Annotated in this window: 21 protein-coding genes; 13 read left to right on the top strand and 8 right to left on the bottom strand. The window is 73.4% G+C overall.

Going from position 1 to position 21,409, the window contains the following annotated elements:
* The first annotated feature begins 2 nt into the window (after positions 1–2).
* From fmt to ACPZVR_RS12125, 3 genes are read left to right on the top strand one after another with little or no spacing between them, the layout of a single operon-like run.
* Positions 3–929: a methionyl-tRNA formyltransferase gene (gene fmt, locus ACPZVR_RS12135; RefSeq protein ID WP_436699931.1), complete on the top strand. Its 927-nt coding sequence runs from the start codon at positions 3–5 to the stop codon at positions 927–929.
* Complete coding sequence (locus ACPZVR_RS12130; protein ID WP_436699844.1) at positions 922–2,262, top strand: RsmB/NOP family class I SAM-dependent RNA methyltransferase; 1,341 nt, start codon at positions 922–924, stop codon at positions 2,260–2,262. Before fmt ends, ACPZVR_RS12130 begins: the two co-directional genes overlap by 8 nt.
* Before the next feature lie 28 nt (positions 2,263–2,290).
* Positions 2,291–3,307, top strand: a complete 1,017-nt coding sequence (locus ACPZVR_RS12125; RefSeq protein ID WP_436699843.1) for an LLM class flavin-dependent oxidoreductase — start codon at positions 2,291–2,293, stop codon at positions 3,305–3,307.
* 42 nt (positions 3,308–3,349) lie between these two features.
* On the opposite strand, the gene ACPZVR_RS12120 is transcribed toward ACPZVR_RS12125, so the two are convergent.
* Positions 3,350–3,733, bottom strand: a complete 384-nt coding sequence (locus tag ACPZVR_RS12120; RefSeq protein ID WP_436699842.1) for a MerR family transcriptional regulator — start codon at positions 3,731–3,733, stop codon at positions 3,350–3,352.
* Between the two features lie 70 nt (positions 3,734–3,803).
* Between ACPZVR_RS12120 and ACPZVR_RS12115 the strand changes: the two genes are divergently transcribed.
* A complete protein-coding gene (locus ACPZVR_RS12115; RefSeq protein ID WP_436699841.1) occupies positions 3,804–4,952 on the top strand; it encodes an MFS transporter in 1,149 nt (382 codons plus the stop codon).
* A 64-nt stretch (positions 4,953–5,016) separates the two neighbouring features.
* Here ACPZVR_RS12115 and ACPZVR_RS12110 read toward each other — a convergent pair whose 3' ends face one another.
* Positions 5,017–5,757: an AAA family ATPase gene (locus ACPZVR_RS12110; protein ID WP_436699840.1), complete on the bottom strand. Its 741-nt coding sequence runs from the start codon at positions 5,755–5,757 to the stop codon at positions 5,017–5,019.
* A 28-nt stretch (positions 5,758–5,785) separates the two neighbouring features.
* Here ACPZVR_RS12110 and ACPZVR_RS12105 point away from each other — a divergent pair, with 28 nt between their 5' ends.
* From ACPZVR_RS12105 to rpe, 4 genes are all read left to right on the top strand, one after another.
* Complete coding sequence (locus ACPZVR_RS12105; protein WP_436699839.1) at positions 5,786–6,331, top strand: NUDIX domain-containing protein; 546 nt, start codon at positions 5,786–5,788, stop codon at positions 6,329–6,331.
* Between the two features lie 22 nt (positions 6,332–6,353).
* Complete coding sequence (ligD, locus tag ACPZVR_RS12100; RefSeq protein ID WP_436699838.1) at positions 6,354–7,328, top strand: non-homologous end-joining DNA ligase; 975 nt, start codon at positions 6,354–6,356, stop codon at positions 7,326–7,328.
* Between the two features lie 9 nt (positions 7,329–7,337).
* Positions 7,338–8,561, top strand: a complete 1,224-nt coding sequence (locus ACPZVR_RS12095) for a kynureninase (RefSeq protein WP_436699837.1) — start codon at positions 7,338–7,340, stop codon at positions 8,559–8,561.
* Between the two features lie 278 nt (positions 8,562–8,839).
* The gene (rpe, locus tag ACPZVR_RS12090; RefSeq protein ID WP_436699836.1) at positions 8,840–9,505 is read left to right on the top strand and encodes a ribulose-phosphate 3-epimerase; all 666 of its coding nucleotides are present in this window, start codon (positions 8,840–8,842) and stop codon (positions 9,503–9,505) included.
* A gap of 124 nt (positions 9,506–9,629) precedes the next feature.
* Here rpe and ACPZVR_RS12085 read toward each other — a convergent pair whose 3' ends face one another.
* From ACPZVR_RS12085 to kstD, 3 genes are all read right to left on the bottom strand, one after another.
* Positions 9,630–10,070: an OsmC family peroxiredoxin gene (locus tag ACPZVR_RS12085; protein WP_436699835.1), complete on the bottom strand. Its 441-nt coding sequence runs from the start codon at positions 10,068–10,070 to the stop codon at positions 9,630–9,632.
* Positions 10,071–10,169: 99 nt separating this feature from the next.
* Positions 10,170–11,057 carry a MaoC/PaaZ C-terminal domain-containing protein gene (locus ACPZVR_RS12080; RefSeq protein ID WP_436699834.1) on the bottom strand — a complete coding sequence of 296 codons (888 nt, stop codon included), beginning with the start codon at positions 11,055–11,057 and terminating at the stop codon, positions 10,170–10,172.
* Complete coding sequence (kstD, locus tag ACPZVR_RS12075; RefSeq protein ID WP_436699833.1) at positions 11,057–12,763, bottom strand: 3-oxosteroid 1-dehydrogenase; 1,707 nt, start codon at positions 12,761–12,763, stop codon at positions 11,057–11,059. Before kstD ends, ACPZVR_RS12080 begins: the two co-directional genes overlap by 1 nt.
* Positions 12,764–12,907: 144 nt before the next feature.
* Between kstD and hsaA the strand changes: the two genes are divergently transcribed.
* The 5 genes from hsaA to ACPZVR_RS12050 all read left to right on the top strand — a co-directional run bounded on the left by hsaA (position 12,908) and on the right by ACPZVR_RS12050 (position 18,034).
* The gene (gene hsaA / locus ACPZVR_RS12070; RefSeq protein ID WP_436699832.1) at positions 12,908–14,095 is read left to right on the top strand and encodes a 3-hydroxy-9,10-secoandrosta-1,3,5(10)-triene-9,17-dione monooxygenase oxygenase subunit; all 1,188 of its coding nucleotides are present in this window, start codon (positions 12,908–12,910) and stop codon (positions 14,093–14,095) included.
* Between the two features lie 4 nt (positions 14,096–14,099).
* Entirely contained in the window at positions 14,100–15,029 is a 930-nt protein-coding gene (gene hsaD / locus ACPZVR_RS12065; RefSeq protein ID WP_436699831.1) for a 4,5:9,10-diseco-3-hydroxy-5,9,17-trioxoandrosta-1(10),2-diene-4-oate hydrolase, read from the top strand.
* Positions 15,026–15,925, top strand: a complete 900-nt coding sequence (gene hsaC, locus ACPZVR_RS12060; protein WP_436699830.1) for an iron-dependent extradiol dioxygenase HsaC — start codon at positions 15,026–15,028, stop codon at positions 15,923–15,925. Before hsaD ends, hsaC begins: the two co-directional genes overlap by 4 nt.
* Before the next feature lie 36 nt (positions 15,926–15,961).
* The gene (locus ACPZVR_RS12055; protein ID WP_436699829.1) at positions 15,962–16,624 is read left to right on the top strand and encodes a flavin reductase family protein; all 663 of its coding nucleotides are present in this window, start codon (positions 15,962–15,964) and stop codon (positions 16,622–16,624) included.
* 69 nt (positions 16,625–16,693) lie between these two features.
* Positions 16,694–18,034, top strand: coding sequence for a trypsin-like serine peptidase (locus tag ACPZVR_RS12050; protein ID WP_436699828.1), 1,341 nt, complete (start codon positions 16,694–16,696; stop codon positions 18,032–18,034).
* A gap of 66 nt (positions 18,035–18,100) precedes the next feature.
* Here ACPZVR_RS12050 and ACPZVR_RS12045 read toward each other — a convergent pair whose 3' ends face one another.
* The 3 genes from ACPZVR_RS12045 to ACPZVR_RS12035 form a co-directional block, all read right to left on the bottom strand.
* The gene (locus ACPZVR_RS12045; RefSeq protein WP_436699827.1) at positions 18,101–19,093 is read right to left on the bottom strand and encodes an acyl-CoA dehydrogenase family protein; all 993 of its coding nucleotides are present in this window, start codon (positions 19,091–19,093) and stop codon (positions 18,101–18,103) included.
* Between the two features lie 161 nt (positions 19,094–19,254).
* Complete coding sequence (locus ACPZVR_RS12040) at positions 19,255–20,196, bottom strand: acyl-CoA dehydrogenase family protein (protein ID WP_436699826.1); 942 nt, start codon at positions 20,194–20,196, stop codon at positions 19,255–19,257.
* Positions 20,193–21,341, bottom strand: a complete 1,149-nt coding sequence (locus ACPZVR_RS12035) for an acyl-CoA dehydrogenase family protein (RefSeq protein ID WP_436699825.1) — start codon at positions 21,339–21,341, stop codon at positions 20,193–20,195. Before ACPZVR_RS12035 ends, ACPZVR_RS12040 begins: the two co-directional genes overlap by 4 nt.
* Positions 21,342–21,409: the final 68 nt, after the last annotated feature.

Genomic DNA, 21,409 nt, shown 5'->3' with positions numbered 1-21,409 from the left:
CTCTGCGGCTGGTCTTCGCCGGCACCCCCGAGGTGGCCGTGCCCGCGCTCGAGGCCATCGCGGCCTCGCCCCACGAGCTGGTCGGCGTGGTCACGCGGCCCGACGCGCCCTCGGGCCGGGGGCGCAAGCTGACGCCGAGCCCGGTCGCGCAGCGGGCCGAGGCGCTCGGCGTACCGGTCCTCAAGCCCGCGCACCCGCGCGACCCGGAGTTCCAGGAGGAGTTGCGGGCGCTGGAGCCGGACTGCTGTCCGGTGGTGGCCTACGGTGCCCTCATCCCGCGCAGCGCCCTCGACATCCCGCGCCACGGCTGGGTCAACCTGCACTTCTCGGTGCTGCCGGCCTGGCGGGGCGCGGCCCCGGTGCAGCACGCGATCTGGGGCGGCGACGAGTTCACCGGCGCGACCACCTTCCGGATCGTCGAGGCGCTCGACGCCGGGCCGACCTTCGGCGTGATGACCGAGCGGATCCGGCCCACCGACACCGCCGGCGACCTGCTCGGTCGCCTCGCCGAGGGCGGCGCGGGCCTGCTGGTAGCGACGCTCGACGGCATCGCGGACGGCTCGCTCGAGGCCCGCGAGCAGCCCGCCGACGGGATCAGCCTCGCGCCGAAGATCACCGTCGACGACGCCCGCGTGGACTGGAAGGAGCCGGCCGTCGGCGTCGACCGCCGGATCCGTGCCTGCACGCCGGGTCCCGGCGCCTGGACGACGCTCGACGGCGAGCGGGTCAAGCTCGGCCGGGTCGAGCCGGTCGCCGACGGGCCCGAGCTCTCCCCGGGCGCGATCCTGGTCGGGAAGAACGAGGTCCTGGTCGGCACCGGCAGCGCTCCCGTCCGGCTGACCGACGTCAAGGCGTTCGGGAAGAGGCAGATGGGCGCGGCCGACTGGGCGCGCGGCGTACGCCTGCCGGAGACCGCGGCCTTTGCGTAGGCCGACGCGGCGGGCCGTCGACCCGGCCCGACTGGCCGCCTTCGAGGTGCTGAAGGCGGTGCGCGTCGACGGCGGCTACACCAACCTGCTGCTGCCCGCGGTCCTCGCGCGGCACGGGCTCTCGGGCCGTGACGCGGCCTTCGCGACCGAGCTGGCCTCGGGCACGATCCGCCGGCAGGGCACGTACGACGCGGTGCTGGCCGCGTGCATCGACCGGCCGCTGCGCAAGGTCGAGGCGAAGGTGCTCGACGCGCTGCGGCTCGGCTCGCACCAGCTGCTGGCGATGCGGGTGCCGACCCATGCCGCGATCGACACGACCGTCACGCTCGTGCGCGCCCAGGTCAACCAGGGCGCGGCCGGCTTCTGCAACGCCGTGCTGCGCAAGGTCGCGGCGCGCGATCTCGACGCCTGGCTGGGGCAGGTCGCGCCCGGCGACCTCGCTACCGCCCACAGTCACCCGGCATGGGTGGTCGCGGAGCTGGGGCGTGCCCTGGGCGATCGTGACGCCGAGCTGCCCGCCCTGCTGGACGCCGACAACGCACCGCCGCGGGTCACGCTGGTCGCCCGGCCCGGGCGCGCCACCCGTGAGGAGCTGCCCGGTACGCCGACCCGCTACTCGCCGTACGGAACCGTGCTCGACGGCGGCGATCCGGCCGCGATCCCCGCCGTCGCCGAGGGGCGTGCGGGCGTCCAGGACGAGGGCTCCCAGCTGGTCGCCCTGGCCCTGGCCGAGGCACCGGTCGCGGGGCGTGACGAGCGGTGGGTCGACCTGTGTGCCGGGCCCGGCGGGAAGGCCTCGCTGCTGGCCGCGCTCGCGGGGCGGCGGGGTGCCACCGTCACCGGCGTCGAGCTGCACCACCATCGGGGCCGCCTGGTCGCGCGGGCGGTGGCCACGGGCTCCGGCCTCGCCGGCGTGGTCCAGGCCGACGCCACCCGCGCGCCGTTCGCGGACGGCACCGCCGACCGGATCCTGCTCGACGCGCCCTGCACGGGCCTGGGCGCGCTGCGCCGGCGCCCGGAGGCACGCTGGCGACGCAGCCCGGGCGACCTGGCGGAGCTCGTCGCCCTCCAGCGGGCGCTGCTGGCCGAGGCGGCCCGCGTGCTGCGTGCCGGGGGAGCACTGCTCTACGCCACCTGCTCGCCGGTCCTGGCCGAGACGTCCGAGGTCGTGACCTCGGTCGTCGCGGACCACCCCGGGCTGCGGCTGGACGACATCCGCGCCCACCTGCCCGCCGTACCCGACGCCGACGGGCCGCTGCCCGGCACCGTCCAGCTGTGGCCGCACCGGCATGGGACCGACGCGATGTTCCTCGCACTGCTGCGCCGGGAATGACCGGCACTAGTTGACGGTTCAACCAGTCATGAAGAAGATCGGGTTCCTCTCGTTCGGCCACTGGACGCCGAGCCCGCACTCGCAGGTGCGCACCGCGTCCGACACCCTGCTGCAGTCCATCGACCTCGCGGTCGCGGCGGAGGAGCTGGGGGCGGACGGCGCGTACTTCCGGGTCCACCACTTCGCCCGGCAACTGGCCAGCCCGTTCCCGCTGTTGGCGGCCATCGGCGCGCGGACCAGCCGGATCGAGATCGGCACGGGTGTGATCGACATGAGGTACGAGAACCCGATGTACTTCGCCGAGGACGCCGGGGCCGCCGACCTGATCTCCGAGGGCCGACTGCAGCTGGGCATCTCGCGCGGGTCACCGGAGCAGGTCGTCGACGGATGGCGCTACTTCGGCTACGCGCCGGCCGAGGGCGAGACGGAGGCCGACATGGCGCGGCGGCACACCGAGGTGCTGCTCGAGGTGCTGAAGGGGGAGGGCTTCGCCCAGCCGAACCCCCGCCCGATGTTCGCCAACCCTCCGGGCCTGCTGCGGCTGGAGCCGCACTCCGAAGGCCTGCGCGAGCGCATCTGGTGGGGCGCCGCCTCCAACGGCACCGCCCGCTGGGCCGCCGAGCTCGGCATGAACCTGATGAGCTCCACGCTCAAGGAGGACGAGAGCGGCCAGCCCTTCCACGTCCAGCAGGCCGACCAGATCCGCGTCTTCCGCGACGCCTGGGCCGCCGCCGGGCACGATCACCAGCCCCGCGTGTCGGTCAGCCGGTCGATCTTCCCGCTGGTGTCGGACGAGGACCGGGCGTACTTCGGCGGTCGTCCCGAGGACGACCAGGTCGGCCAGATCGACGACATGCGCGCCATCTTCGGGCGCTCGTACGCCGCCGAGCCGGACCAGCTCGTCGAGCAGCTGCGCGGCGACGAGGCCATCGCCGAGGCCGACACGCTGCTGCTCACCGTCCCGAACCAGCTGGGCGTCGACTACAACGCCCACGTCATCGAGTCCATCCTGACCCACGTGGCGCCGGGCCTGGGCTGGCGCTGAGGGCGATCGCGCGGGCCGCGGACGGGACCGAGGGACGCGTCGTCAGGCCGGCGTCGGGGCGTCGAACAGCTCGCCCGCGCCGACCCGCGACAGGAACGTCCGGATGGTGTCGCGACTGCGGCTGAGGCAGTCGATCCGCTTCTCGAGGCCGACCAGCTCCTCGGCCAGAAGGGCCGCGACCTCGGCCGAGCACGTCGGCCGCTCCAGGGCGCAGGCCGCCTCGGCCTCGAGCAGCACCTTGACCAGCCGCGTGGGCACCCCGGCCTGGACCAGGCCGGCGACCCGCTCGATCCGCTCGACGTGCGTCTCGCCGTAGCTGCGGTACCCGTTGGGCAGCCGGTCGGCGCTCAGCAGGCCCTGCTGCTCGTAGTAGCGGATCAGCCGGGTCGTCACGCCGGTCCGCTCCGCCAGCTCCCCGATCCTCATATGGGCTGCCTCACCTTCTCGTCGCCGGACCTTGACATTGACATCAGTGTCAAACTCTAGCGTCGAGGACATGGCAACCACCAGTGCTTCCTCGATCCCCCTGTCCACCGATGCTCCCCACCGGCTGCCGTGGCCGGTGCTCCTCGTCCTCGGCGGGGCCACGCTGGTCATGGTGACCGGCGAGATGCTGCCGATGGCCGTCCTCGGCCCGATGAGCCGCGGTCTCTCGGTCTCCGAGTCGGCGGCCGGCCTGCTCGTCAGCGTCTGGGCCGCCGTCGTCGTGGTCGCGAGCATCCCCCTCGTGCGGCTCACCCGCGGGATCGCGCGGCAACGCGTCATCGCCGGCAGCCTGGTCGCCTTCGCGATCGCCGCCGCGGCGACGGCCCTCGCGCCGTCGTACGGCGCCGTGCTGGTCGCCCGCACGGTGGGCGCGGCCGCGGTGGGGCTGCTGTGGTCGACCGTCAACGCGCACGTCGCCGACCTGGTTCCCGACCGGCTGCTCGGCAGGGCCACCTCGGTGGTCCTCGGCGGCGCGACGCTCGGGATGGTGCTCGGCACGCCCGTCGCCCGGCTGATCGCGGACCTCGTCGGCTGGCGCGCCTCCTTCGGGATGCTGGCCGGCGCGAGCCTGGTCGTGGCGGTCCTCGTGGGGCGCGTGGTGCCGGAGGCGGTCGTCGAGCAGGCGGCCGGGCCCCGGGAGGCCGCGGGCGGTGGCTCGGTGCGGCCGATGGTCGGGGTGACCCTGCTGGTCGCGCTGGCCCTGGTCGGGCACTACGGGGCCTACACCTTCCTCACGCGGCTCAGCGGCCCGCCGGCCGTCGCACTGCTGGTCTTCGGGCTCGCGTCCGCGCTCGGGGTGCTGCTCGCGGGCCGGGTGGAGCGGACGGCGCGGGGACTGGTCGTCGCGACGGCGCTCACGGCGGTGGCGGTCCTGGCCGTGGGGATCGACGGAGGCCTCGTGCTCGTGGCCCTGTGGGGCGCCGCGTCGGGAGCGCTCCCTCCCTTCGCCCAGACCCTCATCCTCCGACTGGCCGGACCGGCCCACCGCGCGCTGGCCGGCGCGCTGATCCCGGTGCTGTTCAACGGGGGCATCGCCGTCGGCGCTGCCCTGGCCTCGGGCATCGTGGCGCGCTACGGCGTCGGCGGGCTGGGCCTTCCCGCCGCCGTCCTGATCGCCCTCGCGGCGGCCGGCCTCGCCGCGACCGCCCGCGACCGCTGAGGCGTGCGCGGTCCCGGGCGGCCCGTTCGCGGCGCACTCCGTGGTCACCCGGTGCCCCGGGCCGTCAATCGAGCACGTGGCGCAGGTAGCGGCGGGGGTCGTCGAGGTAGCGGCGCCAGTGCTGGACGAGCTCGAGCTCCTCCCACGTCGTCCGACGCAGCCCCCAGTCGCCGACCTCGAGGATCGTCGCGCCGGGCATCGCCGCGAGCACCGGGGAGTGCGTGGCACAGAGCACCTGGCCGCCCTCGCCCACCACGCGGTCGAGCACCGCGATCAGCCCGAGCGTCGAGGAGAAGGACAGCGCGGCCTCGGGCTCGTCGAGGCAGTAGAAGCCGGGGGAGTCGAAACGGGTGCGCAGCACGTCGAGGAACGACTCGCCGTGGCTCATCTCGTGGAACCTGCTGTCCGCGGGCGCCCCGGGGCCGCGCGGGTTCTGCTCCAGGTAGGTGTACCAGCCGTGCATGGTCTCGGCCCGCAGGAAGAACCCCCAGCGGCCCGCCGCGAGTCCGCGCTGGAGGCGGAGCGCGGCGTGCAGCGGCGACTCGGTCGCTCGGGTGGTGTGCCGACCCTGGGTGGTCCCGCCCTCGGGCGAGAGCCCGTAGGCCACGGCCACCGCCTCGACCAGGGTCGACTTCCCCGAGCCGTTCTCGCCGACGAGGAAGGTCACGCCCTTGGGCAGGTCGAGTCCGTCGCGGACCAGCTGGGCCACGGCCGGGATCGTCATCGGCCAGTCGTCGGCGGCGAGGTCGTCGAGCCGGTCGGGCTCGGCGGTGACCCGGACGACGGGCGGCTGGTCGAAGTCCACGCGCTCACGCTACGGCTACGTTGGCCGGATGCAGACGTGGCAGCGCCGATCGACCCGGACCGCCTACGAGAACCCCTGGATCCGGGTCCGCGAGGACGCGGTGGTCCGGCCCGACGGCAGCGACGGGATCTACGGGGTGGTCGAGCTGAAGAACCCGGCCGTGTTCGTCGTCGCCCTCACCGACGCCGACGAGGTGGTCCTCGTCGAGGTCGACCGCTACACGACCGGCGACCGGTCGTCGCTCGAGGTCCCGGCCGGCGGCACGGACGGCGAGGACCCGCTCCTCGCCGCGCAGCGCGAGCTGCGGGAGGAGACCGGCCTGGCGGCGTCCGAGTGGCGCGAGATCGGCCGGATGAACGCGCTCAACGGCGTCGCCGACGCGCCCGAGATCGTCTACCTGGCCCGCGGCCTGACCGAGGTCGGTGACGACGCGATGCTCGAGGACGGCATCGTCGCCGTCCACCGGGTGCCGTTCGACGAGCTGCTCACCCGGGCGGGACGCGGTGAGGTCGCCGACGGTGAGACGCTGGCCTGTCTGCTGCTCGCGCTCGTCGCGCTGGGCCGCGCGGGCTGACGGTTCGCTACCCTCACCACCCATGGCGTCCCCGGCGGTGGAGATCGAGGTCGAGAGCCGGGTCGTGCGCGTGAGCAACCCCGACCGGGTGTACTTCCCCGAGATCGGCGCCACGAAGCTCGACCTGGTCGAGTACTACCTGGCCGTCGGCGAGGGGATCGTCAACGCCCTGTGGGAGCGGCCGTGCATGCTGCACCGCTTCCCCAAGGGCCTCGCCGGCGACAAGGTGCACCAGAAGCGCCTTCCCGCCGGAGCCCCGGACTGGGTGGAGACGGTCCAGCTGTTCTTCCCGCGGTGGAAGCGGACGGCCGACGAGCTGTGCGTGACCGAGCTGGCCTCGGTGATCTGGGCGGTGCAGATGTCGACCGTCGAGTTCCATCCCTGGAACAGCCGCCGGGGCGCGACCGAGCAGCCCGACGAATGGCGGATCGACCTCGATCCGGGACCCGCGTCGACGTACGACGACGTGCGCCGGGCCGCGCACGTCGCGCACGAGGTCCTCGACGAGCTGGGCGCCGTCGGCTATCCGAAGACCAGCGGCAGCAAGGGCCTGCACGTCTACGTCCGGATCCGGCCGGATCACGACCACAAGGGCGTACGCCGGGCCGCGCTCGCCTTCGCCCGCGAGGTCGAGCGGCGGGCGCCGGAGCTGGTCACGACCACCTGGTGGAAGAAGGACCGCGACCCGGCCGCGGTGTTCGTGGACTACAACCAGAACGCCCGCGACCACACCATCGCCGCGGCGTACTCCGTGCGCGGCCTGCCGGACGCCCGGGTCTCGACGCCGATCCGGTGGGACGAGATCGACGACGCCGACCCGCGCGACTTCACCATCCGCACGGTGCCGGCGCGGTTCGCGGAGATCGGCGATCTGCACCACGACATCGACGACCACGTGTTCGACATCGCACCGCTGCTGGCGTGGGCCGACCGCGACGACCTGCCGCACGAGGACGCCTCCGGCGAGGACACCGCTGACGAAGGGGCCGGGGAGTAGGTTGCGAGGGTGACGCTGACCTCGCTCGACGCCGCGGCCCTGGACGCCGCCGACCCGCTCGCCGGCCACCGCGACCGCTTCGTCGGGGCGGAGGGGCCGATCGTCTACCTCGACGGGAACTCCCTCGGCCGGCCGCTGCGCGCGACGGCGGCCCGGATGGCGGCGTTCGTCGAGGAGGAGTGGGGCGGCCGGCTGATCCGCGGGTGGGACGAGCGTTGGTTCGAGCTGCCGTTGACGCTGGGGGACCGGCTCGGCCGGGTGGTCCTCGGCGCGGCGCCGGGCCAGGTCGCGGTCGGCGACTCCACGACGGTCCTGCTGTACAAGATGGTGCGCGCGGCCGTCGCCGCGCGGCCCGGCCGGCGCGAGATCGTCGTCGACCGCGACAACTTCCCCACCGACCGGTACGTCGTCGAGGGCGTCGCGCGGGAGTGCGGTCTCACCGTCCGCTGGCTCGACGTGGATCCCGACGGCGGCATGACGGCGGACGACCTGGCGGCGGTGCTCGGTCCCGACACCGCGCTCGTCGTGGTGAGCCACGTGGCCTACAGGTCCGGCTACCTCGCCGACGTCGCGGAGCTGGCGCGGCTCGCTCACGGCGCCGGAGCCTGGATCCTCGTCGACCTGTGTCACTCCGGCGGGTCGGTGCCGGTCGAGCTCGACGCGTGGGAGATCGACCTCGCGGTGGGCTGCACCTACAAGTACCTCAACGGCGGGCCCGGGGCGCCGGCGTACGGCTACGTCGCCGCCCGGCACCTGGCCGAGGACACCTTCGCCCAGCCGGTCCAGGGCTGGATGGGCGCGGCGGACTCGTTCACGATGGGCCCCGCCTACGTACCGGCTCCGGGCATCCGGCGCCTGCTCAGCGGCACGCCGCCGATCGTGGGCATGCTCGCCCTGGAGGACATGGTCGACGTCCTCGAGGAGACCGGGATCGACGCCGTACGGGAGAAGTCGGTCGCGCTCACCGAGTACGCCGTCGCACTGGTCGACCGCGACCTGGCCGGCGTGCGGATAGCGTCACCGCGCGACCCGGCGGAGCGGGGCGGTCACGTGACGCTCGCCCACCCGCGGATGCGGGAGGTCACCGCCGCCCTGTGGGAGCGCGACGTCATCCCGGACTTCCGGATGCCCGACGGGCTGCGGATCGGCCTCTCGCCGCTGTCGACCTCGTTCGCGGAGGTCGCGGCGGGAGTGGCAGCGATCGCGAGCGCGCTGGGCGCGGCGCCCGCCTAGTGTCCCGAGTCAGAAATTCGCACCCAGCCCCCGCGCTCTGAGCAAGCACCTCGCTGCGTTGGCGACGCTCGACGTACGCCCGGTATGCCGTCGCGCCGCCGCCTTGCGATGCACGCACTCAGCGCACGGCTGCTGCATCCGAATTTCTGACTCGGGACACTAGCCGAGCGACGCCACGGTCGCGCAGCGCGCGAGACCTCGGAGCTGCTCATGCGGGGCCGGATCGGAGGGCACCGCCGGTCCGGGCGGTCGATGGGACACCTCTAGACTGGCCGCCCGTGGGCCACATCCAGATCACCCCGTCGATCCTCAACTCCGACTTCGCGCGTCTCGGGGAGGAGGTGGCCCGGATCCCCGGCGCCGACTGGGTGCACGTCGACGTCATGGACAACCACTTCGTGCCCAACCTGACCTTCGGTCCGGCCATGGTCGAGGCGCTCGCCCGGGTGAGCCCGGTGCCGCTGGACGCTCACCTGATGATCGAGGACGCCGACCGCAACGCCCCGGCGTACGTCGAGGCGGGGTGCGGCTCGGTGACCTTCCACGTCGAGGCGGCCAAGGCGCCGGTGCGGCTGGCCCGGGAGATCCGCTCGGCCGGCGCACGGGCCTCGATGGCGCTCAAGCCCGCGACGCCGATCGAGCCCTACGAGGACCTGCTCGCCGAGCTCGACATGGTGCTGATCATGACCGTCGAGCCCGGCTTCGGCGGGCAGCGGTTCCTCGACCTGTGCCTGCCCAAGATCCGCCGTGCGCGGGCGCTGATGGACAAGCACGGCGTCGAGACCTGGCTCCAGGTCGACGGCGGCGTCTCGCTGGAGACGATCGAGCGCTGCGCCGAGGCGGGCGCCGACGTCTTCGTCGCCGGCTCGGCGGTCTACTCGGCCGAGGACCCCGACGCGATGGTGGCCGCACTGCGGGCGAAGGCCGAGGGCGCCCGCTCCTGACCGCTGCTGTCGGCAGCCGGCGTACGGCCCACTTGTCGGGCAGAACTGTCACTTGTCGGGCGTTGCAACGCCCGACAAGTGCAGGGATCGCCGGTCGACCGGCGATTCCTGGACGGAGCCGGCGTCAGCTCTCGAGCGCCGCGTCGAGCGTGATCGGGACGCCGCTCAGCGCCTTGCTGACGGGGCAGCCCACCTTGGCCGCCCCGGCGGCGGCGTCGAAGCCGGCCGCGTCGAGGCCCTCGACCTCGGCGCGGACCGTCAGCACGATGCCGGTGAGCTGGAAGCCGCCGGCCGGGTCGGGGCCGAGCGTGACGTCGGCGGAGACGTCGAGCGCCACCGGGGTGCCACCGGCCTTCGCGATCTCGTTGGACAGCGCCATCGCGTAGCACGCGGAGTGGGCGGCGCCGATGAGCTCCTCCGGGCTGGTGGTGCCGTCGGCGTCGTCCGCGGCGCGCTTCGGGAAGGAGACGTCGAAGGTGCCGGCGCCCGACGAGGTCAGCTCGACCTGGCCGGTGCCGTCCTGCAGGCCGCCGTTCCAGGCGGTGCGTCCGGTGCGAGTGGGCATGGTGCTCCTCCTGCGGAACAGGTGTCGATTGGGCAGAGACTGCACGTTTCCGGCCCCAATTGTTGCGGTTTGGGACCAAACCGCAACGCCCGGCGACCCTCAGGCCACCGACAGCAGGCAGTCGGCGAGGACCGGCGAGCCGTCCCGCTCGCCGCCCTCGATGGTCGCCGCGCCGACGATCGCGTCGTCCTCGCGCCAGCCGGCGACCCGGATCGTCTCGCCCGGGAACACCACGCCGGCGAAGCGACCGGTGAACCCGGCGACCCGGGTCGCGTCGCCGCCGAGGAGGCCGTCGGTGAGCTCGCGCAGCACGATGCCGTAGGAGCACAGGCCGTGCAGGATCGGCGCGGGGAAGCCGGCCGCCTTCGCGAAGCCGGGGTCGGCGTGGAGCGGGTTGCGGTCGCCGCAGAGCCGGTAGAGCAGGGCCTGCTGGGGCGTCACGGCGTACGACGAGACGTGGTCGGGCGCGCGCTCGGGGACCTCGACCGGTGTCGACGAGCCGCGCTCGCCGCCCCAGCCGCCCTCGCCCTTGACGAAGATCGAGGACCGCACCCGCCACAGCTCCTCGCCGGTGCCGTCGTCGCCGGCGGTGGCCACGCCCTCCTGCCAGATGACGGCGGCCTTGCCCTTGTCCCAGACGTCGGTGATCGTCGTCCGCACGGTGGCGGTGCCCGACGTGGGGAGCGGACCGGAGACGGAGATGGCCTGGGAGCCGTGGACGACCTGCGCGAGGTTGATGTCGCAGCCGGGCAGGTCGAGCGGCGGCGGGTCGGTGTCGTGGAAGGTCGGCGCGACCACGCCGAAGGACGGCAGCACCTGCAGGGCCGCGTCGTCGAGGGTGTACCGCAGCGCGGCGGGGGCGAGGTTGTCCCCGGCGCGCGCGCCGGCGCCGATGCCGAGGTGGTAGAGCAGGACGTCGGACTCGCTCCACGAGAAGGTCCGGGAGCCGAGGTCGGCCCCGATCGCGACGGACGGGTCGATGGGCATCAGTAGTTCTCCTTGTCGGTGGCCGCTCCGGGGGAACCGGCGGCTCCGGTGGCCGCGGCGGCGAGGTCCTGCGCCGCCAGGTATCCGAACACGATCGCAGGCCCGATGGTCCCGCCCGGACCCGGGTAGGTGTTGCCCATGACGGCGGAGGAGACGTTGCCCGCGGCGTACAGGCCGGGGATCACCGATCCGTCCTCGCGCAGCACCCGGGCGCGCTCGTCGGTCACGAGGCCGCCCTTCGTGCCCAGGTCGCCGGGCACGATCTTGACCGCGTAGAACGGGCCCTTCTCGATCGGCGCGAGGGAGCAGTTGGGCTTGACCGTCGGGTCGGAGTAGTACTTGTCGTAGGCGGACTCGCCGCGGTGGAAGTCCTCGTCGACGCCCGCCCGGGCGAAGCCGTTGAACCGCGCCACGGTGGCGTCGAGCGAGCCCTCGGGCAGCCCGACCTTGGCGGCGAGCTCGCCGAGCGTGTCGGCGCGGGTCACCACGCCCTCCTTGTACCAGCGGCCGGGGAAGGGCTGGCGCCCGGCGACGCCGGCGAAGAGGTAGCGGTTGCGGTAGGTCTGGTCGAAGACCATGTAGGACGGCACGTGGTCGACGCCCGTGGCCTGGCCGCGGTAGATCTCGTGGGTCGCCTCGACGTAGGGCAGGGCCTCGTTCATGTAGCGCACGCCCGCGGAGTTGACGATGATCGATCCCGGCAGGTTGCGCTCCGCGAGGCAGAACCAGGCCCGGCCGGGCAGCGGGATGGTCGGCCCCCACCAGGCGTCGTCGAGCAGGTCGGTCGCGGCTCCGGCGGCCGTGCCGGCGAGCAGCCCGGCGCCGGTGTTGCTGGCCGCGCCGGTCGACCAGGCGGCGGAGGTGGGCTGGGGGAGGAACTTCTCGCGCAGCTCCTGGTTGTGCTCGAACCCGCCCGAGCCGAGAACGACGCCGCGGGTGGCGCGGATCGGGCGGCGCTCGCCGTCGCGCTCGACGACGACGCCCACCACCCGGCCGTCCTCGACGAGCAGGTCGACGAGCGCGGTGTCGTAGGCGACCGGCACGCCCGCGTCGACCAGTCCCTTGCGCAGCCCGATGGCGATCGCGTTGCCCATCGCGAACATCCGCTTGCCGGTCACGATCGCGAGCAGCCGCTTGACCATCACCTTGAGCATGGTGAGCGGTCCGCGGACCGTGCGCAGGCCGAGGCTCAGCTTGCGGAAGTCGGCCTGGGTGACGATCAGGTTGGCGGGCGCCTTGGTGTACGGCGGGTGCAGCCGCTCCAGCTCGTCGCCGAGGAAGCGGGCGTCCATCGGGACCGGCTCCACGCTGCGCCCGCGCGGTCGTCCGCCGGGACGCTCGGGCAGGTAGTCGGCGTACTCCGGGACCCAGGTGAAGCGCAGGGGCGTCGTCTCGCGCAGGAAGTCGAGGACCTCGGGCCCGCGGTCGAGATAGGTGTCGCGCCGCACCTTCGGCACCACGTCGCCGACGATCGCGTCGAGGTAGGCCTTGGCCGCCTCGCGGTCTCCGGGGTCGACCTGGCCGGCGGCCTGGAGCGCGTAGTTGCCCGGGATCCACACCCCGCCGCCGGAGCGCGCGGTGGAGCCGCCGAAGTGACCGCTCGCCTCGACCACGACGGTGTCGAGGCCCTGGTGGGCGGCGGCGAGCGCGGCGGACATGCCGGCACCGCCGGCGCCGACCACCACGACGTCGTAGGAGTCCTTCATGCGAAAAACTGTAACAGGTTCTAGTATTGCCCGTAGCGTCGCGTCCGGGCCCGCCCGATGCGTCGCGAGTGGGACTCGGACTTGTCAAAACTAGAACGTGTTCTACTATTGGACACACACTCTGTCGCAGACACAGGAGCTCCCATGAACCAGGACTTCACGCCCGAGGTGAACGGCGTCCTTGCGGGCGTGCGCGACCTGCTGCCCACCTTCCGCGAGCGGGCGGAGGAGGGCGATCGGCTCCGGGTGATCCCGGACGCCTCGATCAAGGAGCTCGAGCAGACCGGCTTCTTCCGCCTCCTCCAGCCGAAGCGCTACGGCGGCATGGAGGCCGACCCGGTGGCCTTCTACACCGCCGTGCGCGACATCGCCTCGGCCGACGGCTCGACCGGCTGGGTGGCCAGCGTGGTCGGTGTCCACCCGTGGCAGGTCGCGCTCTTCGACGACCGCGCCCAGCAGGCCGTGTGGGGGGACGACGGAGGCGTCCGGCTCTCCTCGTCCTACGCGCCGACCGGCAAGGCCGTCGTGACCGACGGTGGCTTCCTGCTCTCGGGCAAGTGGAGCTTCTCGTCGGGCTCCGACCATTGCGCCTGGGTGCTGCTCGGCGGCCTCGTGTTCAACGCCGAGGGCCAGGTCGTCGACTTCCGCACCTTCATGGTGCCGCGGGAGAAGTACCAGGTCGTCGACGTCTGGAACGTCGTCGGCCTGCGCGGCACCGGCTCGAACGACATCGTCGTCGAGGAGACCTTCATCCCTGAGGAGTTCACCCTCTCGATGGGAGAGACCGGCCAGTGCAAGGGCCCGGGCCAGGCGGTCAACACCAGCGAGCTCTACCGGCTGCCCTTCCACTCGATCTTCACGAGCACCATCGCGACGCCGATCATCGGCATGGCCAAGGGGGCCTACGCCGAGCACGTCGAGATGCAGCAGAAGCGGGTGCGGGCCGCCTACCTCGGCGAGAAGGCCTCGCTGGACCCCTTCGCCGCGGTCCGCATCGCGCGCTCCTCGTCGGAGATCGACGCCGCCTGGGGGCTGCTGATGAGCAACATCCGCGAGGAGCAGGCGCACGTCGCCCGCGGTGAGCAGATCCCCCTGGAGCTGCGCCTGCGGGTGCGCCGCGACCAGGTGCTCGGCACCGCCCGGGCGATCGAGGCGATCGACGCGCTGTTCGAGGCCTCCGGCGGCCGGGCCCTCGCCGAGGGCACCTACCTCCAGCGGGCGTGGCGCGACGCGCATGCCGGTCGGGTGCACGCGGCCAACGACCCCGAGCGCGCGCTGCAGATGTACGGCGCCCAGCAGTTCGGCCACAAGGTCGACCCCGGGATGTACTGAGCAGATGGCCAACCAGGAATTGGACTGCTCCAAGGAGGCGACCCGCCGGTCCGCGAAGGCCGGCGACATCACCCTCAACTACTACGAGGCGGGCCCCGGGCCCGACGCGGCCGGCTCGTCCGTCGGCGGTGGGCTGCCGTTCGTCCTGCTCCACGGAGGTGGCCCGGGTGCGTCGGCCTGGAGCAACTTCGGATCGGCGCTGCCACGGTTCGCCGCGAGCTTCCGGACCCTCCTCGTCGACCAGCCGGGCTTCGGCGGGTCGGACAAGCCGGAGGTGGGGGCCAACTACTTCCGCCACTCCGCGTCGTACCTGCTGCGGTTCCTCGACGAGCTGCAGATCGAGCGGATCCACCTGCTCGGCAACTCGCTGGGGGGCGGCACCGCGATGCGCTTCGCGCTCGAGTACCCCGACCGGGTCGGTCGGCTGGTGCTGATGGGGCCCGGCGGCCTGTCGGTCAACCTGTTCCACGCCGACCCGACCGAGGGCGTCCAGCGGCTGATGGACTTCAGCATGAACCCCAGTCGGGAGGCGCTGCGGTCGTTCATCTCCACGATGGTCGTCAACCAGGCACTCGTCACCGACGAGCTCGTCGAGGAGCGCTTCGCCGACGCCACGGCGCCGGGCTCGCTGGAGGCGATGCGCTCGATGGGCGCCTCGTTCTGGAACCCGGAGTGGGCCGAGGACGGCATGCTCTGGCGCGAGGCGCACCGGCTGCGCAAGCACACCCTGCTGACCTGGGGCCGCGAGGACCGGGTGAACCCGCTGGACGGTGCCCTGGTCGCGCTCAAGCAGATCCCCAGGGCCCAGCTCCACGTCTTCCCGAACTGCGGCCACTGGGCGCAGATCGAGGCGGCCGACGAGTTCGCCGAGATCTGCACGGCCTTCCTGGCCCGTCACGTCGAACGACCCACCACCGAGGGAGGGGCAGCATGACCATCGACATCAAGTCCATGGGCTACATCCGGGTCGCGAGCACCGACCTGGACGCCTGGAAGACCTTCGCCGGCAAGGTCCTCGGCCTGGCCGAGGGCCGGGGACCGAACCCGGAGCACCAGTACTGGCGCATCGACGAGGTCTCGGCGCGCGTGGTCGTGTTCCCCAGCGACGTCGACCAGCTCGACTGCACCGGCTGGGAGCTGGCCGACCACCAGGCGCTGCAGGCCGCCCGCGAGCACCTGCAGAAGGCCGGCGTCGAGTTCGAGGAGGGCACCCGCGAGGAGCTCGACGAGCGCCGGGTCCAGGAGCTGGTCCGGTTCCGCGACCCGTGGGACAACGTGTTCGAGCTGTTCCACGGCATCACCTACGAGGCGCGGCCCGTCGTCACGCCGTACGCCGCGAACTTCGTCACCGGCGACCAGGGCATGGGCCACATCGTGGTGCCCGTGCTCGACGACGTGGAGGCGCTGCGGTTCTACACCGAGGTGCTCGGCTTCCGGCTGCGCGACTCGATGAGCATGCCGGGCGAGTTCGTGGGCAAGGAGCCGGGCAGCAAGGTCTGGCTGCGCTTCCTCGGCGTCAACCCGCGGCACCACTCGCTGGCGTTCCTGCCGATGCCCAACCCGAGCAAGTGCGTCCACGTCATGCTCGAGGTCGACGAGCTCGACCACGTCGGCCGCGCGCTGGAGCGGGTCCGCAAGCACCAGGCGCCGCTGTCGGCGACCCTGGGCCGGCACATGAACGACGAGATGATCTCGTTCTACGTGAAGTCGCCCGGCGGCTTCGACGTCGAGTTCGGCACCGAGGGGATGACCGTCGACGACGCCCGCTGGGTCGCGCGGGAGTCGACCGCCGTGTCGTACTGGGGTCACGACTTCAGCGGCGGGCGCTGAGGGACGGTCACGATGGGGGTCACTACCGTGGGCGCTGTGCCGGCAGAGAACCAGGAACCGTCCGCGGACGGGCTCCCCGAGGGGATCAGCCCCGACGCGCGGGCGACCTGGCCGCATCCGGAGCTCATCCAGTCCTGGCTCGGCGACGCCGAGGTCGACTTCGAGCTGCGCCCGGGCGAGGAGGTCGCGGTCCACGACGACCCGGCCGCCCAGGCCGCGGCCCGTCGCTTCCGCGACGTGCTCGGCTGCTTCGCCTCGGGCATCACCGTCATCACGACGATGAGTGACGGCGAGCCGGTGGGGATCACCTGCCAGTCCTTCTCGAGCGTCTCGCTCGACCCGCCGCTGGTGACGTTCATCCCGGCCCGGTCCTCGCGCGCGTGGCCGCTGATCCAGCGCGCCGGCCGGTTCTGCGTCAACATCCTCGCCGCCGACCAGGAGCACATCTCCGGTCAGATGGCGACCAAGGGAGCCGACAAGTTCGCCGGCATCGACTGGGCCCCGGCCCGGGCCACGGGGTCGCCCGTCATTGCGGGCACCCTGGCCCACCTGGACTGCACGATCCACGCGGTCTACGAGGGTGGCGACCACTTCGTGGTGGTCGGTCGCGTCGAGCACCTCGAGACCCATGCCGAGGACGCCGCGGTCGTCGAGCCGCTGCTCTACTTCAAGGGCCGCTACCGCACGACCGACTCGTGACCTGCCCCAGCCCTGCGCGTTGAGCCCCTGAGCGAGGACGACGACACCGGTTCGGGGGGATCGATGAGGATGCGCAGGTCCCTCGGGGCGCTCGTCGTGGCCGCCCTGGTCGCCGCGTCGGCGCTGACGGCGCCGACGGCTCCCGCGGCGGGCTCCGACCGGGGGCCCGGCCCGGCGCCGCGCCCGGCCCGCGCCGCGCCACCGCTCGTGCACGCGCTGTCACCCCACGCGGTCCGGCGGTTCTGGACCCCGCGGCGGATGCGTGAGGCCGTTCCGTTGGACCTCGGCAGGGCGGGGGAGCGGTTGCCGGCCCCGGTCACGGACCCGGCCGGGCGTCGGCGTGCCGCGGACCCGAGCCCGCGCAGCGCCGGCAAGCTGTTCTTCAGCCAGGGCGCGTCGACCTACGTCTGCTCGGCCGCGGCGGTGAACACGCCGGAGCGCAACCTCGTCGTGACCGCCGGTCACTGCGTGAACACCGGCGGCGTGCCGGGCTACCTCGGCGGCTGCCGCGCCGGCTCGTACTTCACGAACTTCCTCTTCGTCCCCGCCTACGACCAGCGGGCGGCGCCCTACGGATCCTGGGTCGGGACGCACGCGGTGGCGCCCGCCGAGTGGATCCAGCAGTGCAACGCCTTCTCCCACGACCAGGCGATGATCGCCGTGGCGCCGCTGAACGGCCGCAACCTCGTCGACGTCGTGGGCGGCAACGGACTGGCATGGAACTATCCCGCGCGCGAGGACGGGGTGCGGATCGTGGGGTGGCCCGCCGAGTCGCCCTACGACGGCCAGACGCGGCACGAGTGCGGCGGCTCGTCCGCGCCGATGCCGACCGGCCCCGATGCCCAGGTGGCGTGTCCGATGACCCAGGGCTCGAGCGGCGGCCCGTGGTTCCTGCGGATGGCGAGCGCCGACACCGGGTTCGTCTGGGCGGTCACCTCGCGTCTGATCGAGGGGCGCTCGGTGCTCCTGGCGACCCCCTTCGACTCCTCGATCGAGACGCTGCTGGCAGCGGCCCGGACCGCCGGTCGACCGGTGGCCGCGCGCGCCGTCGTCGCGCGCCCCAAGAAGGGACGCAAGCAGCGCGTCCGGCTCGCCGTGACGCCGACGTCCGTCGGATTCGGCGAGACCTACCAGCTGGTGGTGTCCACCCGACGGGTGCGCAAGGTCGTGCTCCAGACCCGGACGTCCCCCGGGGAGCCGTGGCAGCGGACGGCGACGCTGCGGACCCGCGGCGGGGGCGCCGTCGTCACCGAGGCCGGACCTCCGGGGACCCGGTGGTACCGGGTGAAGGTCAAGAAGGGGCGCAAGCGCAGCGCGCCGGTGGCCGTGACGGTGCTGCCGTGCCCGTTGCCGCTCGACCGCAGCCCGGCCGTGGTGGCCGCGACCCGTTGCACGAGTCCCGTCGGCTGAGGTGCCGCGGAGCCGGCGCACCCGCACGCGGCACGCGCCCGCGGCACCGGCGCTCCCCGCACGCTCTCAGAGGTCGACGGCCGCCCGGTGGTGGTGCGCGGCGCCGTAGAGCTGTCCGAGAGCGTGCGCCCGCTTGAACACCAGGTGGGCGTCGTGCTCCCAGGTGATCGCGATCCCGCCGTGCAGCTGCACGCACTCGCTCGCGGCGAGCGCCGCGGTCTCGAGCGCGTACGACGCCGCGGCATGGGTCAGGAACGCCGCCTCCGCGGGATCCGCGTCCCGGTCCGCCAGGGCGTAGCAGGCCGCCCAGCCGGCCGACCGGGACATCTCCACCCGGGCCAACAGGTCGGCCATGCGGTGCTTGAGCGCCTGGAACGAGCCGATCGGGCGGCCGAACTGGACGCGCTCCTTGCTGTAGTCGACCGTCATGGACAGGGCCCGGTGGGCCAGGCCCACGGCCAGCGCCGCGACGGCCGCGCTGCCGACCAGCTCGGCCCGCTGCCGCGCGGCAGCGCCGTCGCCGATCACGGTGACGTCCGCCCCGGCCAGGTCGAGCCGCGCCAGCCGGACGCTCTGGTCCATCGACTCGACCCAGGTCGCGTCGGCGTCGGTCACCTCCAGCAGGTCGTCTCCCCGCACGGCGAGCACGACGGCGGCGCGGTCGCCGTCGAGGACCGGTCCGTCGTCGAGCGCGATCGTCGCGATCTCACCCGTCGCGATGCGCGGCAGCAGCCGCCGCCGGGCCTCGTCGGAGCCCCCGGCGAGCAGCGCCTCGGTGGCGACGGTCGTCGCCAGCAGCGGGCTCGGCGCGAGCGTGCAGCCGAGCTCCTCGAGGACCACGGCGGTCTCGAAGAAGCTCGCGCCGACCCCGTCGTACTCTTCGGGCACCGCGAGCGCCGCCACCCCGATCTGCTCGCACAGCGTCGCCCACAGGGCCTCGTCGTGGCCGCGCGCGGAGACGGACGCGGCGCGCACCGCGGCCGAGTCGGCGCGCTTGTCGAGCAGGCCGCGCACCGTCGACGCCAGCTCGGCCTGCTCCTCGCTCAGCTCGAAGTGCATGGGGCCGTGTCTCCTCTTCCTCGGTGGATGTCCTCGTCGTCCAGTGCGCGCGATGGCAAGGCGCTGGTGCGAAGGCGTGCTGGGCGCACGTCGGGCGACGGCAACGCCGCCAGCGTGCGTGCTGGGCGGCTTGGGCGCCGCCAGGGAAGGGGAGACACGGCCTAGGCGCTCCGCAGCGTCTCGAGGATGCGGGCGCGGTGGAACCCGGGGGTGCCCCAGGCCGTGACCAGCGCACGGATCTTGGTGAGCCACAGGCTCAGGTCGAACTCCTCGGTGTAGCCGATGGCGCCGTGGACCTGCAGGCCGGTGCGGGACGCGAGGTAGGCCGCGTCGCCGCAGGCGACCTTCGCGGCCGACACCGCGCGGGGCGTCGGGTCCAGCGCCGCTCCGAACACGAGGGGGCGCGCGAAGTCGAGCGCGATCCGCACGTCGGCGAGCTTGTGCTTGATCGCCTGGTAGGAGCCGATCTCGCGCCCGAACTGCTTGCGCTGCTTGACGTAGGTCACCGCGTCGGCGAGCACCCGCTCGCCCGCCCCGAGCAGCTGGGCGGACGTCGCGAGCACCGCGAGGTCGAACGCCTCGCGCGACCGGTCGGCCGTGTCGTGGACGGCGCCGGGCGTGACCGGGAACAGTCGGCGGGTCCGGTCGACCGACGTGAGCGGCTCGCCCGGGGTCGCCGTACGGACGCCGTCGCTGCCGGCGAGGTAGACGCGGTCCGCCACGTCGGCGTCGAGCGCGTAGGGGGTGTGCGGCGGGACGGCCACCGTGGCGACGGTGCCGGAGGCGATCGCCTCGCGGGCCGCGCCGGAGAGCTCGGTCGCGAGGTACGCCGCGGCCTCCGCCCAGGGGCCGGGTACGGCGTGGCGGCCCAGGGCCTCGAAGGCGACGGCGAGCTCGACCGGTGTCGCTCCCATGCCGTCGGCGTCTTCCGGGACGAGCAGGGCCGTCACGCCCTGGTCGGCGAGACGCTGCCACAGCCGCAGGCCGGGGGCGTGGTCGCCCGCCGCCCAGGCACGGGCGACGGCGACGGTGTCGGCGGCCGCGAGGAGCGCCTCCAGGGAGGCGGCGAAGTCCTGCTGGTCGTCGGTGAGCTCGAATCTCACTTGCTGGCTCCCTTCGCCTCGCGGGGAAGCCCGAGGATCCGCTCCGCGATGATGTTGCGCTGGATCTCGTTGGTGCCGGCGTAGATCGGCCCGGACAGCGAGAAGGTGTAGCCGTCGAGCCAGCTGGACTCGAGCTCGGCGTCGGGTCCGAGCAGGTCGAGCGCGGTCTCGTGCAGGGCGACGTCGAGCTCGCTCCACCAGACCTTGTTGACGGACCCGGCGGCTCCGATGTCGCCGCCGTCCTTCAGCCTCGACACCGTGCCCCAGGTGTAGAGGCGGTAGGCCTCGGCCTTGAGCCAGGCGTCGACGACGCGGTCGGCGACGCGCGGGTCGGGCCGCTCGGCGTACTGCGCGAGGAGGCGGTCGGCGGCAGCGGTGAACCGACCGGGGGAGCGCAGCGAGAGGCCGCGCTCGTTGCCGGCGGTGCTCATCGCCACGCGCCAGCCGTCGCCGGGCGCGCCGAGGACGTCGGTGTCCGGGACGAACACGTCGTCGAAGAAGACCTCCGCGAAGCCGGCCTCCCCGTCGAGCTGCGCGATCGGCCGGACGGTGACGCCGTCGGCGTCGAGCGGGAAGAGGAAGTAGGTGAGCCCCGCGTGCTTCTGCGCCTCGGGGTCGCTGCGGAACAGGCCGAAGCCCCAGTGGGCGAGCGCGGCGCGCGAGCACCAGATCTTCTGGCCGTTGAGGACCCAGCCGCCGCGCGCGTCGTCGCGGCGCGCGGTGGACCGGAGCGAGGCGAGGTCGGAGCCGGCCTCGGGCTCGCTCCAGCACTGTGCCCAGACCCGCTCGCCGGTGGCCATCGTCGGCAGGAAGCGGTCCTGCTGCTCGCGGGTGCCGTGCTCGAAGATGATGGGCGCGAGCAGGAAGATGCCGTTCTGGGACACGCGGCTCGGAGCGCCGGCGCGGTAGTACTCCTCCTCGAAGACGACCCACTCCACGAGGGAGGCCTCGCGGCCGTGGTACTCGGTCGGCCACGACACCACCGACCACCGGGCCGCGGCGAGCCTCGCCTCCCACTCCTGGTGGAGCCGGAAGCCGTCCGGCGTGTCCAGGGACGGCAGCGGCTCGGCGGGCGCGTTCGCGGCCAGCCAGGCCCGGGCCTCGGCCTGGAAGGCCGACTCGGACTCGCTCAGATGGAGATCCATGTCAGTTCGTGTGCTTCCTCGTCGGCGGTCGCGGTCGTCGTAGGAGAAATGTAGGCGCGGGCGATGCC

Source organism: Nocardioides segetis (assembly GCF_051390595.1).
Taxonomy (GTDB): domain Bacteria; phylum Actinomycetota; class Actinomycetes; order Propionibacteriales; family Nocardioidaceae; genus Nocardioides.
The sequence above is the reverse complement of the archived record's forward strand: the minus strand, read 5'-3'. Positions and strand labels throughout refer to the sequence as shown.